Genomic DNA, 24964 nt, shown 5'->3' with positions numbered 1-24964 from the left:
ATTACCGTGGCGTATCGACGAACTCGATCCTTCGTCGTCGTCGACCTCGGCCGATCATCGCGTAGGTCCATTCGCTTTGCAGCAGTTCGTCGCTGTTGGCGAATTCGCGGATCAGCCACCCGCGTCTTGCCGCCGGCGAACTTGCCGGCGGTGATCGTCGCCGGCGGGCGATACTTTCGTCGTCCACCAAACGCAGATCAGGCCGTGACTTCAAGAATTGGATGTAGTAGCCGTCTTCGGACAGTTCGTGGTAGCGGAGGTCGATCTTTTTGCGTGCCGTCCATTCGATTTCATCACCCAGTTGAGCGATCAACCATCGCTTGGTCATCCAATCGACCCGACCGAGCGCCATGTCGACGTCCGAAAACTCGCGACGAAAGGCCAACACCGAATCCAACAACTCGCGCCAACGGTAAACCACCAACGGTGCCTCGCCGCGCATGTTGGCGGGAGTCGATTCGACGAAAGACTCTGCCGCCAGCAAAAACTCTTTTTGAATTTCAAGCGCCGACATATCGCCGCGATGGGTCGGAACGCGTGAAACCAGATTCCAATCGTTGGCGATCCGGTGCAGCGAATCGATCGGCTTCTTAAGAATCGGCAAGCCTTCGGTGTGACCCGATTCCAACATGTCCAAAACCAACGAGACGGATCCGACTTTGACGTACTCGGCCAAGTCCGACATATTCGAATCCGACAGCCCGATCTGCAGCCGTTGGCGCTGACGCAACATTTGCCGTGTTGAACCCAGCGACAGAAACGATTTCGCACAGAACTGCCCCAGCCAGTGGCCGTAGACAAAAATGGGGCGTTCGCCACGGAAACCGCCCATGTCGGCAACGGAATCGATCGCCATCGCTTTGGCACTCAATTGAAATCGATTTTCGGGATCCAAGTTGCCGGTTCCGCAAAGTGAAACTCGCGAAACCAACAGAGCCGCTAAGTACCGTCGCTGGACCCGAAACGCGACATGGCGGGCGACGAAGCGAAGCATCAAAACCGTCGGCAAGTGCACCAAGCGAAGGGATGCAATCAACAAGCTCGACATCCAAGTCGGAACGAGCTCGAAGATGTCTTGCGGTTCAATCTCAGTCGTCGGAAGCTCGTGGCGTTTTCTGATTCTCGACACGTTGACCGTCGCCAACGTGATCGCCATCAACGGCATGGCAACCACCAAACTGATCGCTTGCATGACCCAAAGCAGAAGAACGAACAAGCGATAGACCAACAGCCCAAGCCCGGTCGCGACCTGTGCCTCATAATTTTCGTGGCAACCGTACACGTGCCCCAGCGCATCGCTGCTGTTCTTTAAGATGCGAAGATCGAAGCTTGTTTCCGAGTCCGCGGTGGCATCGCTTGCCAGTTGGTCGATCGATCGTTGACAGGCCAATAGGTCGGCGGGACTCTGGACTTCCGGAGTCGCAATCTCGACCAATCCGCCGGGCAACGCGTGCATCGACGGGTGCGACTCGAACGTGACGGCGCCGCCGCTGGCAAGAAACATCTGTTCGCTATCGAACAACCCAGTCACGGTGGGTTGGTCGCGGCGAATCGCTTCACAGATTTGCGAGTACACCAATTGGGACGGCGGCAGATCTTCGACGTCTATGTTTTGCCGGTCCGCGACCAGCGTCGCGTATTCGGTTTCCAGCCCCACAAGCCGTGTGACCAACGGCGTTGTTCGCGCGAACCTTGATCGCGCAACCGCGGGATCGGCACCATTCGCCCGGGCTCCATTTGCCTGGGGCGACGGCGCTTGCTGGTGATCGGCCGAGTGATCGGGTGAAGGGGACTCAGACGACAAGAGATTTTCCGGGAATGCAGGGTGACGTTCCAACGGTTCGAAAGTTCATTGTAGCCTTCCGGGTCCAGATTCGCTCCTCAAGTTCGCGAGATTGTGCAGCTAGAATGATCGGCGTACTCGATTCTTCAGCGAGTCCATCTGCCGCTTCATTGCTTCGCTTCTCGCGTCCATATCGTCTTCCGACTTCTTTCGCTTTGCATCCATTTCACCGATTCCCTTCATCATCGAATCTTGCATTCCCCCGAGAATCGATTGCGCGTCGATGGGTTCCAGCGTCATGTCACGACCGCCACGGATCGGATTCGGAATATCCATCACATCGGGCGAACGAATATCTGGAACTTGCCCCGGCCCAAAGGCTTGCGGCCCGAATCCGTTTCCGCCGAAATTGCTTGCACCGAAACCTTGTGGCCCGAAACGGCGCGGTCCGAATCCACTCGACCCGAATCCACGCGAATCTGGGCCCCAATCGCCAAAGTTACTCGGTCCGAAACGACTCGACCCAGATCCCGAATTTCGCGTCAAGGAACCGAAGCCCGACGGTCCGAATCGGTTTAGTCCTTCGCTTTGCACCCATTGGAACGCAGCGATGCTTTCAGGGTTCACCGCCGCGGCCTCGTCGAGAGTCTTGAAAAACAGACGATTGACCTCACCAGCGTCATTTTTGGTTTGCGTTTCGATTCCGTTTCGGTGCTCGACCACGCGCATCCACGTGCCCGACTTGATCATCGTCGTTACGCGAGCACCATTGGCAATTTCGGCAACGTAGGTTTCGATCGGCAGCGGAGTCGGAGTTTCATCCGCCTTCACTGCACTCGGACCCGCGGCACTCGAAACCTGGGCGTTGACCGGGTTCACAACGATGAAATCCGCTGCGATGGCAACGCATAGCAGCCATGCAGCAACGGCGATGCAGTTCACGTTCTTCATGGGGGCATCTCGGGCGCGGGTCAAAGGATCAACATCGACGGCAGTCGAACGCCGGTACCAATTCTACCAGCTCAGTGTCCAATTCTGACACGCATTATTAGCAACAAATATCAGACGCATTCCAAGAATCCGGTCTCGTTCGATATGATCGGGTCTTCACACGCCAATCTAACGACGAATTGAATCTGTCACCGACGATGAAAACTGACGAACTTCGCGAAAAGTATCTCGACTTCTTCCAATCCAAGGGCTGCACGGTCTGTCCCAGTGACGTGCTGGTCCCCGCCTGGGATCCGTCGGTCTTGTTCACGCCGGCCGGGATGAACCAGTTCAAGGATCACTTCCTGGGCAAGGTCAAGCTGGACTTCACGAAGGCGACGACGTGCCAAAAGTGTCTGCGAACGGGTGACATCGACAATGTCGGTCGAACGGCGTTCCACCATACGTTTTTTGAGATGCTGGGCAACTTTTCGTTCGGCGACTACTTCAAAGAGGAAGCGATCCACTGGGCTTGGGAGTTTTTGACAGACAAAAAGTGGTTGGGAATCCCCGGCGAACGACTGAAAGTCACCGTCTACAAAGACGACGACGATGCGCACGGCATTTGGCACAACAAGATCGGTTTGCCGGAGACGCGAATTTCGCGAATGGACGAAGACGAGAACTTCTGGCCAGCGTCGGCGCCCAGCGAAGGCCCCGACGGCGTTTGCGGTCCGTGCAGCGAAATTTACTACCAACTCGACGACGGCAGCGATGTCGAGATTTGGAACTTGGTCTTCACGCAGTTCAACCGCATCGGAGCTCCGCCTAACAACCTGCATCCCTTGCCCAGTCAGAACATTGACACCGGAATGGGGCTGGAACGAACGGCCAGCGTTTTGCAGGGCGTTCCCACGAACTACCACATCGACAGCCTGTTTCCGATCGTCCAGGCCGCTGCAGAAGTGTGCGGCGTCAAATACGAATACAACAACGACAACAGTCGCCGATTGCGGCGCATCACCGACCACGCGCGGGCCAGCGTGTTTTCGATTCATGAAAATGTCTATCCCGGCGCCAAAGATGCTCGCTACGTGATCCGCCGGCTGATTCGCCGCGCCGTTCTAGACGGCTATCAAATGAACTTGCGCGAGCCATTCTTGTACAAATTGGTCGAAGCCGTCGCCGAGACTCACAAGAATCCGTATCCCGAACTTGGCCAGACGACGGCGCGCGTCGCCGAGGCGATCGAGGCTGAAGAGCGGACATTCTTTGCGACCATCGACGGCGGCATGTCTCGCATCGAAAAACTGTTCACCCAGATGCGATCCGATTCGCAAGTGATGGTCCCCGGCGCCGTTGCCGCGGACTTGCAAACGACCTATGGCGTGCCGCCCGAATTGGTGCAAACGCTTGCCGCCGAACAGAACTTTACGTTCGATTGGCCCGGTTACCGCGAAGCGATGGACGATCATGCCGAAGCCAGCGGCGCCGGCCAAGTCGTGCTGTTCCAAACCGGTCCCCTGGAAACCTTGAAGGAAGCGCTGCGTGAAACGCCGTTCATCGGCTACGAACAAACTTCCGCAAAAGCGATCGTCAAAGGCATCATCACCGGCGTGGGCGGCAAGGGTGATGAGGGGCAACTGTTAAGCCACGTCGATCGCCCCGATTCAACACCGCTTCGCGTCGTGCTGGATCATTCGCCTTTCTACGGTGAATCGGGCGGCCAGGTGGGCGACGTCGGCACCATCGAAGGCAAGGACTTCACCTTCGAAGTCACCGACACCCAAAAACACGCTGCCTTGATCGTCCATCACGGGAATTTGGTTCGCGGATCCATCCACGAAGGCGTGGAGTGCCAAGCCGTCGTTGACACCGATCGCCGAACGGCGCTGGCCCGCGCCCACTCGGCAACGCACATTTTGCACCACGCTCTGCACAATCACGTCGGCCGACACGCCGAACAACAGGGCAGCAAGGTCGAAGCGGACCGTTTGCGTTTCGACTTTACCAACCCCAAAGCGATCCCCGACGAGACCTTGGTTTTGATCGAGCAGGACGTTTTGAAGTTGGTCGCCGCCGGGGAACCGATTCGATGGGACACCGTTTCGCTTGCCGACGCGCGTGAAGCCGGCGCCATGATGCTGTTTGGTGAGAAATATCCCGATCCGTGCCGGATGGTTGCGATGGGCCAATTCAGTCGCGAATTGTGCGGCGGCACGCACCTGACCAATACCGCCGAAGTCGAAGCGTTCGAAGTCGTCGTCGAGGAAAGCGTTTCGACGGGAACACGACGAATCGAAGCGTTGACGGGTGAACGAGCGAAGGAACACCGTGAACAGACTCGGCAATTGCTGTCGCAAGTTGCATCCGCCGTCGGTTGCAAAGAATCCGACGCGATGGCCGCCACCGAAGCATTGATGGAAGAAGTCCGCTCGCTAAAGAAAGAACTGTCGGCCGGCAAACCCGCCGAACACTCACCGACGTTCAAGTACCAAGCCGGCGGCCCGAAAACGGACACGTCGGACTATAACGCGGTCCGTTCGGCCGTTCGCGCGATCACGCGCCGATTGAACGTGGCCATTTCGGATGTAACCGATCGTGTCGAAGCCCTGTTGGCCGATCGATCTAAGTTGGTCGAAGAACTGAAGCAAGTGACCGCGGGAGGCGAATTGTCTGCGGACGACCTGATCGCAGGGGCCGAAAAGATCGGCGACACGTTGTTGATCGTATCCGACACGCCAGGAGCAAATCCGAACGTGATGCGAGGATGGATCGACCAGATTCGCAAGAAAGCGGGCGTTCCAACAGCAATCCTGCTGGCTGCCGTTCAAGGCGATAAAGTTTTGTTGGTCGGTGGGTTGAGTCACGATTTGGTTGACCGCGGCTTGAAGGCCGGCGAATGGGTCGGCCAAGCCGCCAAAATGGTCGGCGGCGGCGGCGGCGGGCGTCCCGACATGGCCCAAGCCGGCGGCAGCGACCCCAGCAAACTGCCCGAGGCGTTGGCGGAAGCAAAGTCCACGATGCGAGCGAAGCTGAGCGCGAACTAGCCGGTCAATCGGACTGCGGTTGTCGCGTTGCAGTTCTTCTAGCGCCGATAGTCCGTGGCGATAGTCAAGCCGGGCCAACGCCAACCGAGCGATCGCCATCGGATGGCTGCTGCTAAGTTCGGTCGACGTGAAGTCCACCTTCAAGTAACCGCGCCGATTGCAAGCAATTTCCAAGTCTCGACGACGCGCGTTTCCCGTGGCAATCAAGTAATCGATGTGCTGACAAGCACGGTGCCGAAAACCGTGCGAAGCGATCAGGTCGATGAGGGCAAAACGCAGGGGGTGGCTACCCGCTTCTTTGGCAAGAACCGTTTCCATAGCGCGCCAGACTCGTTCCATCCCCCAACGTTCGACGGGCTGCGAATCGATACGAACGATTTCTGAGACCAATCGTTGGGTATCCCAAAGATTCCACGCCGAGTCGTCTAAAAATTCAATGCACTCGATCGCCTGTTTCGTGTCGCCGCGAACCAACGCAAGTTCACCCGACAAAGTAAGCCAGACGGCGGATTCAGGATCGCCCAGAAGCTTAGACGGGATGCGATTCTCCGCCTCCGCAAAATGTTGCTCGGCGATCAGGACGCGTACTTTTTCCTGTGCAGATTGGGTCAACTCAATCCGCGTTTCGCTGCGATGCGATTGATCAAAGTCGCTATTTGCGGTGGGCGTATTCGGTGGCGCATCGGCATTGTCGCGGCATCCCGTCGCCCCAGCCAAGCAGGCAAGGAACGGTGCCAGAGCGACGCGTACGGATTTTCCTTTGATACTCATGAAAACTTCCGTGGGCTTCCGATTCGGCACGCACGCGGACTTCGAAACATGACACACCCTCCCCCCGCTCTGGTGACGATGCGAATGCGTATCGACTGGCGACGTTCACTAGAATAGCCGAAAACAGCTTGCCTCTGATGGACCGGATCAGGTGCTGCCGTATTCGATCTCGCCAACCGCACGAATCGCCTATTCGACCGGTCCCGGGTACGTGCGGAAAGTGATCGACGCATTTCGTATTTGATCACGTCACATTTTTTGGCGTGGATCTTGTATTCCCACGGTTTTGATCGGCGCTCTGGTTTACCATAGATGTCTCTGACAGCTACTTCTTCTCATCTTTTCAGTGAGTAGCGGCATGAGTGCCACCCACACGACCGCGCGTCGGTCTTGGTTACATCGGGCAATCCTCTTCGCGGCAACGTTGCTTTTGACGCGGGTTTGGGCGTTGACCATTTGGGAATATCGCAACTACATTCCGCCGAATTTTGATTCCGCTTTTCTGTGCGGCATGCGTGACACGTTTTTCGGTTGGTACAGCATCGCGTTCTATGCGCATATCGTTGCCGGACCGATCGTACTTCTGCTCGCCGCGTTCTTGATGTTTACCGGCGGCCGCGGGCCCCTGGCGTCGATGCATCGTCGGGTTGCGAAACTTCACATCGCGATCGTGGTGACGGTCGTTGCGCCAACTGGTTTTTTGATGGCCATACGAGCTCATGCCGGCCCGATCGCGGGCGTCGGTTTTGCTTCGCTTGCGATCGCAACGGCCATGACCGCGGTGAGGGCGATGCAAACCGCGAAGCAAAGAAGCTGGGTTTCGCATCGCAAGTGGGCGACGCGTTGTTTTCTGCTCTTGCTGTCTCCGCTTCTGTTGCGATTGGTGTCGGGCTTGGCAAGCGTTTTGGATGCCGAGTCAGAAACGTTCTACCGTATCAATGCGTGGGTCAGTTGGCTGGCGCCTTGGTTGATTTACGAACTGGTTCTCTACATTCGGTCTCCTTCTCTTCGTCCGTTACCGAAAGGGTCTCGCCATGAACAGGTTTCGAATTCGCAAACAAGCGTTGTCCCCGCTCGCCTTCACCCTGGTTGAGTTGTTGGTCGTGATTGCGATCATCGGCGTTTTGGTCGGATTGCTGTTGCCGGCAACGCGTTTCTCGCATGAAGCGGCGCGGCGGATGTCTTGTTCCAACAACCTGAAGCAACTCGGCTTAGCGCTTCACAACTATCACTCGAATCACAAACAGCTTCCGATGGCGATGGGCGGCACCGATTTGGGACCGACGCCCAACCACGCAAACGCGAGTCGCTTGAGTGGCTTGGTTGCGTTGTTGCCGTTCATCGAGCAACAAGCGGCGTGGGAGAGCATTTCGAAACCCAACCGCTTCGGCGATGTCGATTACCCTGCGATGGGGCCGGCGCCCTGGGTCATGCAGTACGATCCTTGGCGATACAACATCGAAAATCTGATGTGCCCCAGCTCGCCGAACGAACCGGCCGGCTTCGGTGCGACCAGTTTTACGTTTTCGATCGGTGATTCGGCGCGTGAAATCCATCGCCCCGATGCCCAGCGCGGCGGTTTCGCTTGTCGTAAGACAACGACCTTTCGCAGCATCAACGACGGTCTTTCTAACACGATCGCGATGGCCGAAATCGCCGTCTTGCATGACCGGATGTCGAAAACTCAGTTCGCCGTTAAGCAGCCGGCCTCGATCTTAGAATCTCCGTCGCAGTGTCGTGAATTGGCCGATCCCGATCGTCCCAACTACTTCGGCGCCGATGTGAAGTTGGGCGTGCAAGGCCGAGGGATGAGATGGGCTGATGGTGCGGCGGGCTTTTCTTTGGCCAACATGATCTTGCCGCCGAACAGCCCCAGCTGCGCGGTGATGGGGACGCAAGAAGTCGATGGCATCTATTCGGCCAGCAGCATGCACCAGGGTGGATGCCACGTCCTGATGATGGACGGCGCCGTCAAGTTTGTGACGGACAGCATCGACGCCGGTGATGCCCAATCACCAACGATCGCCACGGAAAAAAGCGAGGTTCCGTTGGCCAGCCCCTACGGATTGTGGGGGGCGATTGGCAGTGCGGTTGGTGGTGAATCGATCGATGAGGACTTATAGGGGCTGAAAACCGCGATAGTCGGGCAAGAAAATGCGAATCTTTTCCGCAATCGATCGTTTTCTGACCTAAGGTTCCATTGAACAGAGTCTCACACTGGTAATCGGTCCGATATGGAACTGCGTAAGATTAGTCGAAGAATGACGTCGACTCGGCGCGGCGTTGCTGCGGTCGAGTTTGCTGTCTGCTTGCCAGTGCTTACGTTCTTGGTTTTCGGTTCAATCGAGCTAAGCAACGGCGTTTACACAAAACAAGCCGCGACTGCGGCGGCCTATGAAGCAGCACGCGTTGCGACGGCCGCCGGCGGATCAGAATCAGTCGCTCGCGCTCGTGTGGACGAAGTTCTTCAGGGACTAAACATCACTGGGGCGACCGTCACGATTACGCCAGCCATCGACGATTCACTCGCTCGCGGAACGGTGGTGACGCTCAGTGTGGCGATTCCGTCTGAGCTAAATTCGGGCGGCCTGAATTTCGTGATGCCGAATCGACAAATCACTTCAACCGTTTCCATGGTCAAACAATAGTCAGCCCCGACGATGACTCCATTCAACTTTAAGAACAGTCCACAACGAAACGGAACCGCTGCGGTATTGGTGGTCGTGACTTTTTCAGTCTTTTTGATCATGGCCGCGTTTTCAATCGACGTTGCCTACATGCAATTGTCGCGATTGGAACTACGGACAAGCGCCGATGCTGCTGCAAAAGCAGGTGCCGAAGCTCTTTCCCGCGAAGGCTCCGTTGACGACGCAAGAACAGCCGCGAAACAGTTGGCATCGATGAATCTGGTCGGTGGTGCCCCACTGACGTTACAAGACAGCGATATTTTTTTCGGCCGTTCGGCCCGCCAAAGCGATGGAAGCTGGGCGTTCACACAAGGTGCGATGCCGTACAGTGGTGTTCGAGTCCATGCGACCCAACCCGTTTCCTTATTTTTTGGCGCAATCACTGGCAAAGAAAACTTTAGCACGAACATGCATTCGACCGCTTGCGCAACGGAAAACGAAATTTGTCTTGTCGTCGATCGTTCGCACTCGATGTGTTTCGATTTGACCGGAACCGATTTTTCCTATCCGCCAGCGATTCCAACAGGACCTGATGACCCGATCATTTTTCCTCCCGACCCGTCGGCGAGTCGATGGGGTTATTTGGCAGAAGCGGTCGACGCGTTCGTTGAAATCGTCGAACAACGCAATGCGGCTCAGCGAATCGGATTGGTTACCTTCGGATCCAACATTACTCTTTCGACCTATGAAGGTAACTTGACCGGTCGAACGTTTCCCGCAACCGCTCTCGACGTTCCACTGGGATCGGACTTCGCGGCGGTTTTAACAGCAATTCAAAATCGCACCAACGACGTCATGCTGGGCGGCACCAATCTGTCTTCCGGAATGCAGATGGGCATCGACATGCTTGTCGGTCCGACATCGCAATCGCACGCAACGAAAACAATGGTTGTGATGACCGACGGAAAGTGGAACACGGGTATCAACCCTGCCACTCTGGCGAAAGCCGCCAATCAAGAAGGGATCATCGTTCACACAATCACTTTTCTGGATACCGCGGATCAGTCGGACATGGTCAAGGTGGCCAAATTTGGCAGCGGAGAACACTATCACGCCAGCGATGGGCCGAGTCTGATTGCTGCGTTCGAAGACCTTGCATTCAACCTTCCCGTGACCCTGACGGATTGATCAATCAACTGTGAGTCGTAAGAAGCATTCACGTCGAGGGACCACCGCGGTGGAGATGGCGTTGGTCATTCCGATCATCTTCGGGTTGCTGTTCGCGGCAATTGATTTTTCACGCGCACAGAATGTCCGCAACACCGCGGCATTGGCTGCGTACGAAGGGGCTCGCGAGGGTATACTGCCGGGACGAACAGCATCGGGTATTCAACAAGTCGTTCAAGCAAACATTGATACGCTCGGAATCGTAGACGCGGTAATCACCGTGACTCCAACAACGATCACACCAAGGACTTCTGAAATAACAGTTGTCGTCACCACGCCCATGGACAGCAATCTGTACGCCTACAGCAAATTCTTCGCAGGCAAAACCATCACGACCACTTGCACGCTAGCGCGCGAAAGTGAATTGACCAAACAGTCGCAAGACGCGACGCTTACTCAGTAGTGCCGGCGTTCTAGTCGGCAAAGTTTGTTTGGGTTCGCACCCTATCGGGGCTCGCCAGTCTTCGGTTTTCCTGAATCGCCGGAATTTCTGCTGATTCCAATTCGACAGAAAATGAAATGTTGCTAGCGCCCTATTTCAGCTTCGGAAGGATCAACGCCTTGTCCGCGTTCTCGATCACTAACTCGGTGATCGCGGCTTCTTGATCAGCCAATGCGTTTGTCGCTGTATCAGCCACTTGGGTATCGGCGCGGCCGCGAAACATCGACGGCAAAGATAGCTCAATTTTCATGTCGAGAGTCAATTCGACTTTGGTTTCATTGCCATCGCGACTTGCCGTCAACGTGGTCGCATAGTCGTGAATGTTCCCTTGGCGACCGATCGCTGCCGTGTTGACGTTCATTTGATCCGTGTCGATGTCGGCAACTTGGCGCAGTTTCAATTGGTCCACTTTGGCGTATGGGTCGTTCACGCTGACGGTGATCGTGCGAATCGCGTCGAGTTCCGATTTTGACTTGCCAAGGATCGCGTTCAGAAGCGGTCGTTCGTCCTTCGACGAATCGAGATTCAGTTCCTCGATACTCTCGTTGATCAGTTCCATACCATCACGATTGACAATCGCTTTCGTCGCGTTGGTTCGCACCATGATTTGTCGGAACTTCGCAAAGTCACAATTCAATGTGAACTGACGTTGTTGCGACGCCGTCGCCACATACGGCTTGGGAATCAATTGCGGAACAATAATCGCGGCGAGCGTTAGCAGGACCACCACGACGGCGACCACGATTTTCAAACGGGGTTTCATAGGGGACTTTAAAGTAGAAAAAGGTATCCGAGTCGAATGGGTCGGTGGCTTCAACGTGTCGGTGGCTTCGGCGAATTCGAGCGACGATCCCATGCTAATCGCCTTGCATAGGTAAAGACGACGAATTTCGTAGAACCCCGACCGTGTCTGGTCGGCGAAAACCGACGCAACATTGAAGAACCCAAACGTCGGATCGCATTGTTTCGCGATCGGGACTCGCTAAGATGACTTCTTCGAACTCGTGATTTCGCACGTATCCGATCTCCATTTTCGCAGTCACTCCACACCCATGACAGACTCTGTGCATTCACCAGCAACACGTCGCAATTTTCTGAAGACCGCCAGTATCGCAACCGTAGCTGCAACACCGTACTTTTGGACTTCCGCGTCCGCAAAGGCAGAGTCGGCGAACGACAAGCTGCACATTGGTTCGATCGGGACCAGTATCTATTCGAACCGTTACACAGGCGACGGGGATCACCCCGGCCGCGGTGCGGTCATCGGGCACCAGGCCGGCGTCCTGGGCGATATGGTGGCGGTTGCCGATGTGAACAGCAAGGCGGCGGCGTTCTTCGCCGATCGGTACAAAGGCAATTGCCAAATGTACAAAGACTACGAAGATTTGATCGCGCGCGACGACATCGACGCGGTGACCATCGGCACACCCGATCACTGGCACGCCAAAATCGCGATCGACGCGATGCGTGCTGGTAAGCACGTCTATTGCGAGAAACCGCTCAGCCTGACCATTCGCGAAGGCCAGCAGGTTTGTCAGGTCGCCAAGGAAACCGGAAAGATTTTCCAAGTCGGGACGCAACAAAGGAGCGAATTCGACCAAGTCTTTCTGCACGCGGTCGCGATTGCTCAAAGCGGTATGCTGGGCGAAACACTCGATTGTCTGATCAGCGTCGGTAACGGCGAGAAAGGTGGCCCGTACAAGGCTGCGCCGGTGCCTGAGCATTTGGACTGGGACAAGTGGCTTGGTCAAACGCCGAAGGTCCCGTATTGTCCCGAGCGTTGCGATTTTGATTTCCGATGGTGGCTCGAATACAGCGGCGGCCAGGTCACGGATTGGGGCGTTCACCACGGCGACATTGCGATGTGGGCGATGGGCATGAGCGATTCGGGCCCCACTTCGATCCAAGGAAAAGGTACTTATCCAAAAATTGAAAATGGGTTCAACGTTGCCGTCGACTTCGATTGTCAGTTCGAATTTGAAGGCGGTCACACCGCGCGATTGTATTCGGGGAAAAACGAACTGATCATCAGCGGCGACAAGGGACGTATCCGAGTCAATCGCGGTGGCTTGTCTGGAAAACCCGCCGAAGAACTGGGCGTCGCGCACAAGATTGGCGTCGATGAATGGGGCTCGGGCGAAGCGGCCGATGGAAGCCCGATTGGCGGACGCGGGCCCGATTGGTTGCAAGAAGCCGTGGACAAACTTTGCCACGGCAAGAAACCAGGCAACCACATGGCGAACTTCTTCGAATGCATTCGTGAAGGAGGTACTCCGATCAGCGACGTGAACTCGCACCACCGAAGTGTCAGTCTTTGCCACTTGGCGAACATTGCAATGCGTTTGGACCGCAAAGTCAAATGGGACCCCAGCAAGGAGGTCTTCATTGGCGATGACGAAGCCAATTCGATGATTGCTCGCGAGCAGCGAGAAGGCTACCAAATCGAAGTCTGAATCGGTTTTACGGGTACGGTTTAAAAGTAGGATCGCGGTAAATGTCTCACCGCGATCGTAAGTGATCTTTCCTGCCGGTCGCGTAGAAGACTGCTTTACTCACTCTGGATGTCGTTCAATGCAAACCCGATACCTTTCGATCACGTTCGCCATAGCACTGGGCTTTCTTTCGCAGCCCACGCTGCGGGTCGCTGCCCAATCGCCCGAAGCGCGCCGAGCGATGAAGCAACAACAGCAAGCTCAACAGCAAATGCAGCAACGGATGCGAGAGATCGCGGAAAGCCAAGCCGAATTGCCGACTGACCCGCAACTTCTGACTCTCCACAAAGAATTCGTTGCGAAAGCCGAGAAGCTTGCGACGGAGTTCGAACGTAAAAAGCAATTCGAAAAGGCTCGTGAGGTCTATGAGTCGCTGGTGCGGCTGGTGCCCAGCAATACGGCGGCCGAGCAGGCGTTGCAGCGCATCCTGGGCAACCAAGCGATGCAGGACAAAAAGCTAGTCGATGTTCAAGCAAACCAAGGATGGCAAGACTCGGGCGCCTCGCTGGTCGAAGGCATGCCCGTGCGAATCGGCATCAAGGGGACTTGGAAAGTCGTTTACGAAACCGGCCCAGGTGGAATCGAGATCCCGGAAGAAATGCGTCCCAAAGACGGTCGAATCAAGTTGGGTTCGCTGATCGCCGTCATTGCTTCGTCGCCGAAGGAACTAGAAGACGGAAAACCAATGTTGCTGAGTGATGGTAAGGACTTCATCGCGGAAAAATCGGGGCGGTTGTTTTTGCGGATGTTCGACATCGATCCGTCGGATAACGATGGAAAGATTTACGTGTTGATCCAAAGTACGTTTGAATAGTTACCGATGGATGCCGACGTATCTAACGAGTTGCAGAAACGTCCGCCGACGCGCGAACGAAATCTCGAAAAGGTCTTTTGGGTTGCCTCGGCAGGCGTCCTTTGCTTCGTCAGCGTGCTGACGTGGACGGCGCCCCTGCATTGGTGCATGAACTTGCTTGCCGAGCTACGAATTCAGCAATGCACGGTGATCGTCGTGATGTTGGCCGTCGCGATGTTCCGCCAACAAGGATTCGTTGCGATGATGATGCTGATCGCACTCGCGCTGCATGCACCATGGTTGACTGGCGGTGGATCGGCTGGGCGATTCGATCCCAATCCATCGACGAAATTTGGCGATCCGGCACCAGACCTTACTGTCACGGTGTCCAATGCGTTGACCAAGAATCAACGTCATGGCGAAGTGATTGCCGACATCCTGAGAGCTTCGCCGGACGTGTTCGGCGTGGTGGAATTGAGTCACGAGTTGTCGGAAAAAATGATCGAGCACTCGTCTCATCGATATCCCTATCGCGTTGTCCGTCCAATCAGCAGCTACGACTTCGGAATCGGACTGTTTTCAAAGCACCCGCTGGACGACGTCGACGTGTTCTCGTTTGACGAGGGGATTGAATCGATTGCAGCAACGTTTTCAAAGGGGCAAGAAACGTATCGGATCTACGTGACCCATCCGTTGCCGCCGGTCAGCCACCATAACTTCGACCAACGCAACGAGCACTTGCGTTTACTTGCCGAAAAATTGCGGGAAGATCGGGCCTCGCATCCCGACTGTCATTTTCTTTTGATCGGCGACCTCAACGCGACACCTTGGTCGCCTGCGCTGGCGGATCTGAGCGACGGATCCGGCCTGGATCGCGCGATCACGGGCATCGACTTCACGCCGACCCACTACAGCGGCCCAAGTTGGTTCCCGTTCGGCTTGGTCATCGACCATGTACTGATCAGCGACCGTTTGCAATGTGTCGGGCACCGAGTCGGCGGGCCCACGGGGTCGGACCATCGATCGGTGACTGTGGAAATCACGGCGGCGGCAACGGATCAATGATCCATCGTGACCGATTCGGCATAGGCGAGTTCGCCTGAACGCCCGTCGTAGTACTGAAAGATGATTTGCGGATGGGGGTAAGCGACCAGCCGTTTGCCGCCCAACTTCTTGGGCATATTGAAGACGTTGTTGACTTGGACGACGCAGAAATACGGATACATTCGCTCTTCGCGAGGAAGGTCGGGCAGCAAATAACTGCTCCATCGAATATCCATTTCCCGCGGACCAAATTTCCATGTCCCGGTTGCCGGGCGATCGCTTTCGTCGAGCGCGGGGACGTGGTTGACGCTGTTGTGCGGGCCGCAGCAGAATTCCCAGACGTTGTCGGTGACTTTGATCGCAAAACTGTTGTGCAGATCGCCCGTCATCACAAAAACCTTTTTCCCAATCGCGTCCCAGGCGTCAATTAGCGATTCACGTTCGGCGATGAATCCCGTCCACGCCTCTTCCTTGTTTTCGTTGTCAGCCTCGAACCCACCCGCGCCGCTGTGCGGGATCATGAACGGTACCGACGAGATGACGAAAAAGAAATCAGCGTCACTTTCCTTCATCGATTCAAGCAGCCAATCATGCTGGGCTTTGCCAAGCATCGAAACACCCGGCTTGTCACGTTGGCTTATGTCGTGCATGTCACGATCGCCGCGAGTATCCAGGATATAAAACTCGCAATTCGCGACGCGGTAACTGCCATAGCTTCGTCGGCCGATCGAGTAGCTCAGCGAACCGCTGTCGACTTTCGCCGGCATGTGCAAACGCAGATTGTGTTTGTCAATCACTTCGACAATGTCGTAGACGTACGAGTTTGCTTCGCCGCTGTCGTCATCAAAGACCATTTCATTGACACCGGCTTCGGGCGTGCCCCAGTGGACATGGAGGTTCGACATTTGGTCGATCGGCATGGCTTGGAAATCGGCTGACGCATCGAACAGCACTTCGCTGCCAGCCTTCATCGAACCAGTACCAAAGTGGACCGGGTGGTCGTGTGCCATCGGGTTCGCCCAACCCAAATAGTCAAACCAAGCCTGCGTGCCGATGTCGCGAAAAACAGTTCGTCGATGACGCTTGCCTGCTTCCCCCGAGCCCCAAATGTCATTGACCAGCTCGTGATCGTCGAAGGTAAACATGCTGGGCACGTGACGGTGCCACTTCGCCAATTCCACGCCACGATCGAGGTACAGCTTGTAGTTTTCCCATACTCCGACAATGGTCGGCGCGACCTCGACAACCTTGGGGACTTCGTCGACGCCTTGAACGAGTCGCCAAGCTTCGGCCGGATAAGTGCGGAGTTCCTCGTACAGCCAGTCCCCATTCATGATGTGGAAATTGACTTTGTCGGCCCAATCGGCGTTTAAATGCTCGTACGTTCGCAAACGATGGCCGGGTCCGTGGAGCGGATTTTGGTTTGCACACGATCCGATTTGAAAGCGAAAGTTAAACAATCCATCGGGGTTGTGTTCGGCGTTCCGCGACAATGGGGTGCTTGGCAAGGTCATGAAGCTGCCCGGCAATCCGTGCGGTCGACCGTTGACCCAAATTTGATAGTGGAACCGCGTATCGGCTTGCAAACGGTCGATCGTGACGGACCCGGTGTTGTCGTGATCGATCGAAGTTTGGGCGGCGGGGCTGGTCCGATTGAGTTGATCGGGGTTCGTTCCGTAGTGAACTTCAAAGGAACCGGGATCGGATGTTCGTGCCCAGACCCGAACCGAACGGTCGGTCGGCATGCCCAACATGGGACCGTGGGTCAAACGGATCGGATCACGTCCGCTCGTTTGTCCGTGTGTGACGGACAAAGCCGAAACGGCGATCAACGCGGCAAGGGCAAAACGAATCATCGTGTCGACTTGTTGTGCGTGGGACAAAGCGAGTGAAAAGAGAGATGCACGAACGAGCCTGTTGAAAAAGGGGTCTGACCCTTTGGAGACGTTGCTGAAACATTGTGAATTCGAAACGTCGGAGAGGGTCAGCCCCCTTTTTCAACAGGCTGTATAGGAACCGAATCGCCTGAGCACCCGATCATCAGGGCAGCAGTTCCGCGACGTCAGATTTTCCCGCATTGATTGCGTGGTTTTTCGCGGTGTCGTTGTCAGCGTCAACGACGGTTGGGTCAGCGCCTCGTACGAGCAACAGCTTAACGACATCCGCTTCTCCCATCGCGGCAGCCGTCATCAAGGCCGTGAACCCTTCGGTGGTCTCGGTCGCGTTGATGTTGGCACCGGCATCGATCAGCATCGCTACCGCGTCGGGAAACGGGCCCGATGCGGCATGAATCAGCGGCGTCTTGCCTTCGAAGTCGCGGGCGTCCACCTCGGCGCCGTTTTCCAGCAACACTTTCACCACATGGCTGTGACCGTTATAGGCGGCCATCAACAGTGCCGTGTACTTGCGATCCGGATCGGGCGCGTCGACTTTGGTTCCGGCCGCCAACGCATCGCGAACGATGTCGATATTTCCGTCGTGTGCAGCGACTCGAAAAGCCTCGTCGCTGTAGCGGACCGACGCAGAACCGACGGTGCTCTGGGCAACACTCGTGGATACTTCCGAATCCTCAAACGGTTCGGACTCACTTGCCGTGTCGGTGGACGGGACTTCCGTCGACGCGTCACGCGAAGCGTTCGATTCGACTGCAGCACCGCATCCGCCGGCGACCAGAAGAACGACCAGCGATACAGAAAACGCAACAGCGCGGCGTTGGTAAAAAATGGTTTGATTCATGCAAGGTATCTTAGCGGATTGGATCGGCGTTGATCAGCTGGAACGCGCCCGCGAGTTGCCACGACGAGTCACTGTTCCAAACGAACGAGAACTCTACCTCAGATTCGATCCCTTGAGTCGATGGAAATCGCACCGGGTCACCCGTCTTGATCACGGGCAACCGCGATATTTATTTTGACCTTTCGGAAAAGAAATTCGGAACTACCGCCCCAATGGGGGTTTTCTAGTCAATCTCGCTCAACCAACAGCGGTTTCATCGGAATCTCACATTCTGAGGTGTGGTTGCATGATGTTTGATGATTCATGCCATTTGCATTGCAAATTCGGTTCATCGACAAGCTCTGAGCAAGCGAAGTGAGTGCTTCCCCTGCATTCCCGATCGCTTCGAGCTTGTTACCGAGTCGCACGAAAGCGTGTTGGGTGGCAAGATTCCGCCTGTCTTTTCACTTCCTGAATTTTGGAGTCCTGTTGATGAGTCTTGTCCGCATTTTCATGTTCGGCTTGGTCGCCCTACCCATGACGCAGTCTTCGCTTGTCCGAGTCGCACAAGCTGACGAGGCCGGTGTCGCCGTCGACGCAAAGAATCGTGTCGTTTTCACGGAGGAACGCCCCGACTGGTCACGCTCCTGGGTCGTCGTTTCGCGCCAGGCTTATTGGCCGCTTTGCTACGAGTCCCTTGATCGAACCGAGGAAGCGGCAGCTTTGATTGGCAAGGGCAAGCCGAAAGAGCTGACGGCCGCTCTTGAAAAGGTATCCGCATGGCTGTTGCTCGCTGCCTCGGCCGCAAATACGGATGGCGAAGAAGGCATCATCGGCGCGGCCGGGCGAATCGATGACGCTGTTGAGTCCATCGCCAGCCAGGAAAACGTCCCCTCCGACGAGAAACTTAAGAACTTGATGACCTTGGCACTACTGGTAACCGCGAAGTCGCATGTGCTTCGTGCCGATACGTTTGATGACGATGCCCGGTCGAAACGTTGGATTGGAAGCACTGACGTCAAAGCTGCTGAAACAAAGAAGGATCCCGAGCTGAAAAAGGAAATCGCCCAAGAAGCCCTGTTGAAGGCGAAAACACAGTACCGTCATGACACCGAACAATCGTATCGTCATGTGATGGTCGCACAGGCGTACCTTGCCGCCGCCGAAAAGAACTCGGATATCAAATTCGATGCCGATTTGCTGAAGCCCTTCGACGCTTTGAAAGCGGACACTTCGGTGTTTGAAATGACCAGCTACTTCGCGGACGAAATCGAAAGCCGCGTTACAAGGTTGCTCACCGCAATTGCTGCTCAGCGTAAATCGCTGATCGAAAAACTGTAGCGTTCCAACGCACCACGGTATTTGGGTAGGGTTTTCCGCGACTGGAGTCACCAGACTTCAGGGCGTCGCGGAAAACCGAACGGTGTAAGTCCGGATAACATCTCCAGCCCGAAAACCAGGCTGTAGATACCAAGGTTGGTTTTTCAATTCACCCGACGTGCTCCGAATTTGGTGTTTGTTGGCGGTTGCGAGCCCCCCAGATTCACACGTCAGGCATCTGAAGGCGTTCCGCTTTCGTCGCGAGTTTTCTGCTTCTTCTCTGCAACGGAATGATCTTCGTTCCGCGAAAGACCCTGCCGCAGCCCCCCTGCAGGGCCAGTGCGTGCATTTGCTCTGACGCCGGGTTTCTAAGAATCTGCTCGTCGTTTTCGCGGTCGCCATTATAATCGTGGAACGGATCCATCGGCCACGGCGTCTCAAACGTGGTGCCGCCGACTTTTCAATGATCCGCGGCGCCCGCTGTGTGTTAAACGGTAGCGGTCGTGCCGAATTTGTTTGCGTTTCCGACTATCCGATGCCGAAGCAACACCGATGGATGACCGTCTCTTCGCGCCCTGGCGACGAGATATCCGTTCAAAGCGAATCTTTTAACTTCGTCGCTCGCGTTTCCTGAGAATTCTGATGCGTTCTTCCAATGCCAAGTCTTCACTGCCTGATCCCTCGCGAGGAGTTCGTCGATTGCTCGAAAGATTCATCCTGGGCGGTACGGACCGCGTCCAACCGCGAAAGGGCCGATTGCTGCTCGAATCGCTCGAAAAGCGAGAGTTGATGGCGGGCGACATGGACCTTTTGTTCACCGATGGGGTCGAGACTGCCGTTGATACTCGTGCGTCCGTTTCGGACCAGTCGACCAGCGGATTGCGGACGACCACCCAAGCCGAAGGCGAATCGGCTCCCGATTTGGTCCAGTTCGCAAAAGATCTAGCCGACGCGGGCGTCGTGTTTTATGGCGCCCACTGGTGCCCCGCCTGCACGGCGCAAAAGGAGTTGTTTTCGGACGGAAAAGACAATCTTCCTTTCGTCGAGGTCACCAATCCGGACCGTTCGCTCAACTCGGTGGGTATCGCAGAGGGCATTTCCGAGTATCCGACGTGGGATTTCCCCAACGGGACTCGATTGGTTGGCGTCCAAACTTTGGCCACGCTCAGTGCCACAGCGAACGTCGCCATTCCGCAAAGCGACCAGCCCACCTTTGAACCGATCGGCAACTTGACCGTTCGCACCGGCAGCCCGCTTCATGTGCCGATCGATGCCTACGATCCAGGCGATGGGCCACTGACCGTCACAGTTTCGGTGGCCAATCCGGCACTCTTGCAGGCATCGGTCTTGACCGGCAACCGATCGATTCGAGTCGATTTGAACGGCTATGGGGACATGGTGTTCGAGTTGTTCGAGGATCGCGCACCCGTAGCATCCGGGCGTGTCATCGAGTTAGCCGATTCCGGGTTCTACGACGGAATCATTTTCCACCGAGTCGTCGACAACTTCGTGATCCAAGCCGGCGACCCCACCGGTACCGGCACCAGCGGTTCAACGCTGGGCGATTTCGATGACGATTTCCACCCTGATCTTCAACACAACCGCGAGGGCGTCTTGTCGTTTGCCAAGAGCAGCGACGACACCAACAATTCACAGTTCTTTGTCACCGAAACGCCGACGCGATTCCTGGACTTCAATCACTCGATCTTCGGTCAGTTGGTCGAAGGTTTTGATGTTCGCGAGGCGATCAGTGAAACGGCGGTCAACAACACGACCCAGAACAAGCCCGTCAACGACGTCACGATCAACACCATCGACGTATTCGACGACACCGAAAACGGCATTGTGATGTTGAAGGCGATCGGCAACGCGACCGGTACTACGAACGTCACGTTCACGGTCACTGATGCGGACGGAAACGCCTTCTCGGAAACCGTTTCGGTGACCGTGACGGGCGATACCGACAACAGCCAGCCGTTCTTGAACACGATCGCTCCGACCGTCAGCGGCACGCAGGACAACGCGGCAACGCTGCAGCTTTCCAGCGTCGACGTCGAAGGCGATCCGGTATTCTATTCCGCATCGATCGTCTCCGGTGCGACCAACGGTACGGTCAACGTCGATGCATCAACAGGATTGGTGACGGTCACCCCGACCACTGGTTTTACCGGGCCCATCGTATTGAACGTCGGCGTCAGCGACACCGCGACCGCGTCCGGCCAAACGGCGGATGACAACCAACGTGTTACTTTCAATTTCGAGGCCGAGAACGCCGTCGCCACACCGACCGGTGTCGACCTGCAAGCCGCCAGCGACTCAGGGTCCAGCAGCACAGACAATATCACCAACGCGGGCTCGTTGACGTTTTCGGTTTCTGGTGTGACCAGCGGCGCGACGGTCGAATTGGTCAACACCGCCAGCGGCAGCGTTGTCGGCACCGCAGTGGCGACCGGAACAACGGTCAACATCACGACCAACAACATCGCGGCGCTCGGCGATGGGACTTATACGCTCGCCGCACGACAACGTGTCGGCAGCGTTACCAGCACCGCGTCGCCGACTCTTTCGCTGGTCTACGACACGACATCACCCGCCTCGGTCACGAGTTCGGCCTTGACCACCGCGAACGTGGGCCGCGCCTATGTCAGCGATTTGATCAGCACCGAAGAAGGCAACGGTTTGGTCTATACATTGACCACCGCGCCGGCGACCGCAACGATCAACGCGACCACGGGCGTGATCAATTGGACGCCAACGACCGCGCAAAGCGGCGCGAACACGTTCAGCTTGAGTTTGACCGACGCAGCCGGAAACGTTCGCACCGAATCGTTTACTGTCACTGTATCAGGGACTCCGCAAGCCGAGATCAAGCTGCGCGCCACGGATCTGAACGGAAACGCGATCACGTCCATCGCCGTCGGCCAAGAGTTCTTTCTTGAAATGATTGGCGTCGATGCTCGCGCGTTCACCAAACCAGGTGTTTATGCCGCCTATGCCGACATATTGTTCGACGGAACATTGGTAACGCCCGTGACTGGCACGCCGATCGACTACGACGACGACTTCACCGTGGTTCCGAAGGGAACGTTCAGTGACGGATTGATCGACGAATTGGGCGCCGTCAACAACCGTATCGTTGCCAGCAACGAAGCCGAAAGCTTGATCGCGACCGTACGCATGCGGGCACTTGCCAGCGGCAACGTCAACATTCGCAGCGAGCCGGCCGACGATAGCGACAGCGACGTATTGTTGTTTGGCCAGGACGAACGTGTCCCCGCGGGCACGGTCGCATACGGCAGCGTCTCGCTGGCCGTTGGGCAATCGTTCACCGTCGGCAATGACACCGCCACGATCGCCGAAGACGCCGCGGTGACCACAATCGATGTTCTCGCAAACGATGCCGTCGTATCGGGTGGCGGAACGTTGTCGGTCGTTTCCGTGACACAGCCGACAAGCGGCGGGACGGCAACCCTTTCCGGCGGCCAGGTTCGCTTCACGCCGACCGCCGACTTCAACGGCACATCGGTCTTTACCTATCGAGTCGCGAATTCGACGGGTGTCCAGCAAGATGGTTCAGTCACGGTGACGGTGACCCCCGTCAATGACGCCCCCAACGCGGTCAACGATACGTTCACGGTCGACCAAGACTCGACCAACACGTCCCTGGCCGTTCTGGCCAATGACACCTTTGCGCCCGACACGGGTGAAACGCTGACGGTTACCGCGGTTGGTACGACGACCAACGGTGGAACGGTAACGATCGCAACCGGTGGTACCGCGGTGCTCTACACGCCGGCGGCCGGGTACGTCGGCCCCGATTCGTTCACCTACACGATTAGCGACGGCACCCTGACTGACCAAGCCACGGTCGCAGTTACGGTGAAATCGGCCGATGCGCCTCCAACCGCTGTCGCCGATGCTTTCACCGTGATCGAGGATGCGGCGGAAGCGGTGTTCGACGTGACCGCCAACGACACCCGCGATGCATCCAATCAAGCGTTTCTCTTGACTGCTGCAAACGCAGCATCCGGCGGCGCGGCGCGGGTCAGCACCGATGGTACGCAGTTCTTCTACAAACCGGCAGCCAATTTTGCCGGTACCGAAACGGTGACGTACACCATTCGCGATTCCGGTGGCGGTAGCGCAACGGGCACCGTCACGTTCACCGTGACGCCCGTCAACGACGCGCCAACGATTCTGAACAAGACAATCCCGATCAACCGTGGAACGGCAGCTGACTTTCCAATTTTCGCCCTTTCGGAATTGCCGACGAATCCGGACTCTGGTGAAACGTTGACCATCACCGCCGCAACCAACACGACCACCGGCGGCGGCACCGTTCGCATTGATGCGGCGACCGGACGAATTCTTTACACGCTGCCATCCGCGACTTATGCGGGAACCGATTCGATCACGTATACGGTCAGTGACGGTACGCTCACCAGCAACGGTACGTTGACCGTCGAAGTGAACGACTTCGCATTGCGAAATATTTTCCTGGACTACAACGCGAATTCGGCATTCGTACCAGCGTCGTTGGCTCTTAAAGGCACCGATGCCTTGGGCAACGACGTCAATGCGGCCCTGACCGTAAGCGGCGATTCGTATTCCTTCCAGAACGTGCTACCTGGAAATTACCAAATCGACATCCCGGCACTCGGGTTCCTACAAGGTGCTTCGGAAGCTCGTACGATTGACGTCGTCAGTGCGGCCGAAGACGGCGATTCGACGGTTCAAATCGATGTCGGCCAGTTGAAGGCCCAGTACATTTCGATCCGCGATTGGATGGGCACTTCGCCTCGCAAGTCCTTGCTTGTTGCCGTTGCCCCGGGACAATCACATACCTTGGTCATTCCTTCGCAAAATACCGACACGATCACATCGCCGGTCGTGACGTTGGACGAAGCGGGTACGAACGTGACGATTCGCGGCACCGCGCCGACCGGCACGGGAACAGCCGCAACCACCGAGGAAGTTCAAGCCACTGTTTCAACCGTCAACAATCGGAACGTCGAATTTCGCGGCGAAGTCGACGGGTTGCGGCTCTACCGAATCAACGTCCAATCGAGCGGTGTTGCGTTCACGCCGACCACTCCGACAACCACGACCACCACAACGACAACCGGATCGACCGGCAGTGTGTCGACGATTTCCAGCACACAACCGCTTGCATCGGAGTCCTCAAGCGGACTGTCATCAAGCTCGTTGACGTTCGGTGAACAGCAAGCCGAAGGTGAGTCCGTTGCAACCGCCGGCGTAACGGTCGCAGATGTCTTTGTGCCTTCGTTGCTCGACGCTCCGAATACATCCCCATTGGCAACGACGCTGGACGACAATGCGGACGAGTCCGCCGACGCGAATCGAGCGGATATCGCCCAGAACGCGAACGTCACGGACGTTTCGTCGATCGATTCCGCGATGCAATCCGTTGCACCGGAGCTGACGCGAATCTCGGTTGCTGGCGAGCAAATAGCGGACGAAGAATCGATCTCTAGCGAAGCCATTGATCAGGTTCTGAGCACCGACATTTGACATCCGCCGCGTCACCGATGGCGTGCGAAAACTCCTCCGAACGACGGAGGATTCACATCGCAAATGCAGCTTTTCGTGGGGTGCCGAAAGTCGTTCGAGGGCTTGTTTTACGGCCTGACGACGTCGCTTTTAAAAGCGAAAAACGCATAGAAAACCGTAAAAACGGGGTTCTTGGAGGATGTCAGATCTAGGTCAAATGGCTCTCGGCGTGTCAAGTCCGATCGAAAAACCCGCAAAT

The 24964-nt window shown here is 56.4% G+C and carries 16 protein-coding genes; 11 read left to right on the top strand and 5 right to left on the bottom strand.

From position 1 onward, the window contains the following. Nucleotide 1: 1 nt before the first annotated feature. A complete protein-coding gene (locus Poly51_RS18265; protein ID WP_186775648.1) occupies nt 2-1672 on the bottom strand; it encodes a proteasome accessory factor PafA2 family protein in 1671 nt (556 codons plus the stop codon). Nucleotides 1673-1903: 231 nt separating this feature from the next. Next, nucleotides 1904-2734: a hypothetical protein gene (locus Poly51_RS18260; protein ID WP_146459247.1), complete on the bottom strand. Its 831-nt coding sequence runs from the start codon at nt 2732-2734 to the stop codon at nt 1904-1906. Between the two features lie 197 nt (nt 2735-2931). Between Poly51_RS18260 and alaS the strand changes: the two genes are divergently transcribed. From alaS to Poly51_RS18230, 6 genes are all read left to right on the top strand, one after another. After that, entirely contained in the window at nt 2932-5763 is a 2832-nt protein-coding gene (gene alaS / locus Poly51_RS18255) for an alanine--tRNA ligase (protein ID WP_146459246.1), read from the top strand. Nucleotides 5764-6892: 1129 nt separating this feature from the next. Further along, nucleotides 6893-7627, top strand: a complete 735-nt coding sequence (locus Poly51_RS18250; RefSeq protein WP_146459245.1) for a DUF2306 domain-containing protein — start codon at nt 6893-6895, stop codon at nt 7625-7627. Beyond that, nucleotides 7569-8657 (top strand): DUF1559 family PulG-like putative transporter, encoded by a 1089-nt coding sequence (locus Poly51_RS18245; RefSeq protein WP_146459244.1) that lies wholly within the window; start codon nt 7569-7571, stop codon nt 8655-8657. Before Poly51_RS18250 ends, Poly51_RS18245 begins: the two co-directional genes overlap by 59 nt. A 138-nt stretch (nt 8658-8795) precedes the next feature. Further along, nucleotides 8796-9182: a TadE family protein gene (locus tag Poly51_RS18240; protein ID WP_186775647.1), complete on the top strand. Its 387-nt coding sequence runs from the start codon at nt 8796-8798 to the stop codon at nt 9180-9182. A gap of 12 nt (nt 9183-9194) precedes the next feature. Continuing rightward, a complete protein-coding gene (locus Poly51_RS18235; RefSeq protein ID WP_146459242.1) occupies nt 9195-10349 on the top strand; it encodes a VWA domain-containing protein in 1155 nt (384 codons plus the stop codon). Nucleotides 10350-10359: 10 nt separating this feature from the next. Further along, nucleotides 10360-10791, top strand: coding sequence for a TadE/TadG family type IV pilus assembly protein (locus tag Poly51_RS18230; protein ID WP_146459241.1), 432 nt, complete (start codon nt 10360-10362; stop codon nt 10789-10791). Between the two features lie 130 nt (nt 10792-10921). Here Poly51_RS18230 and Poly51_RS18225 read toward each other — a convergent pair whose 3' ends face one another. After that, nucleotides 10922-11593 carry a hypothetical protein gene (locus tag Poly51_RS18225; protein WP_146459240.1) on the bottom strand — a complete coding sequence of 224 codons (672 nt, stop codon included), beginning with the start codon at nt 11591-11593 and terminating at the stop codon, nt 10922-10924. Between the two features lie 289 nt (nt 11594-11882). Here Poly51_RS18225 and Poly51_RS18220 point away from each other — a divergent pair, with 289 nt between their 5' ends. The 3 genes from Poly51_RS18220 to Poly51_RS18210 all read left to right on the top strand — a co-directional run bounded on the left by Poly51_RS18220 (nt 11883) and on the right by Poly51_RS18210 (nt 15180). Further along, nucleotides 11883-13283 (top strand): Gfo/Idh/MocA family protein, encoded by a 1401-nt coding sequence (locus tag Poly51_RS18220; RefSeq protein WP_222435891.1) that lies wholly within the window; start codon nt 11883-11885, stop codon nt 13281-13283. Nucleotides 13284-13401: 118 nt separating this feature from the next. Beyond that, nucleotides 13402-14136, top strand: a complete 735-nt coding sequence (locus tag Poly51_RS18215) for a hypothetical protein (RefSeq protein ID WP_146459239.1) — start codon at nt 13402-13404, stop codon at nt 14134-14136. A 6-nt stretch (nt 14137-14142) separates the two neighbouring features. After that, on the top strand, nt 14143-15180 hold the full coding sequence (locus Poly51_RS18210) for an endonuclease/exonuclease/phosphatase family protein (RefSeq protein ID WP_146459238.1): 1038 nt from the start codon (nt 14143-14145) through the stop codon (nt 15178-15180). On the opposite strand, the gene Poly51_RS18205 is transcribed toward Poly51_RS18210, so the two are convergent. Beyond that, a complete protein-coding gene (locus tag Poly51_RS18205; protein ID WP_146459237.1) occupies nt 15174-17015 on the bottom strand; it encodes an alkaline phosphatase D family protein in 1842 nt (613 codons plus the stop codon). The two genes, Poly51_RS18210 and Poly51_RS18205, sit on opposite strands and share 7 nt — an antisense overlap. A gap of 184 nt (nt 17016-17199) precedes the next feature. Further along, the gene (locus Poly51_RS18200; RefSeq protein ID WP_146459236.1) at nt 17200-17895 is read right to left on the bottom strand and encodes an ankyrin repeat domain-containing protein; all 696 of its coding nucleotides are present in this window, start codon (nt 17893-17895) and stop codon (nt 17200-17202) included. 471 nt (nt 17896-18366) lie between these two features. Between Poly51_RS18200 and Poly51_RS18195 the strand changes: the two genes are divergently transcribed. Then, nucleotides 18367-19215 (top strand): hypothetical protein, encoded by an 849-nt coding sequence (locus Poly51_RS18195; protein WP_146459235.1) that lies wholly within the window; start codon nt 18367-18369, stop codon nt 19213-19215. A gap of 621 nt (nt 19216-19836) precedes the next feature. Continuing rightward, on the top strand, nt 19837-24726 hold the full coding sequence (locus tag Poly51_RS18190; protein ID WP_146459234.1) for an Ig-like domain-containing protein: 4890 nt from the start codon (nt 19837-19839) through the stop codon (nt 24724-24726). Nucleotides 24727-24964: the final 238 nt, after the last annotated feature.

The sequence above is a fragment of the Rubripirellula tenax genome (assembly GCF_007860125.1).
In the GTDB taxonomy this organism is placed as follows: domain Bacteria; phylum Planctomycetota; class Planctomycetia; order Pirellulales; family Pirellulaceae; genus Rubripirellula; species Rubripirellula tenax.
This window is presented reverse-complemented; position numbering and strand designations above follow the sequence as displayed.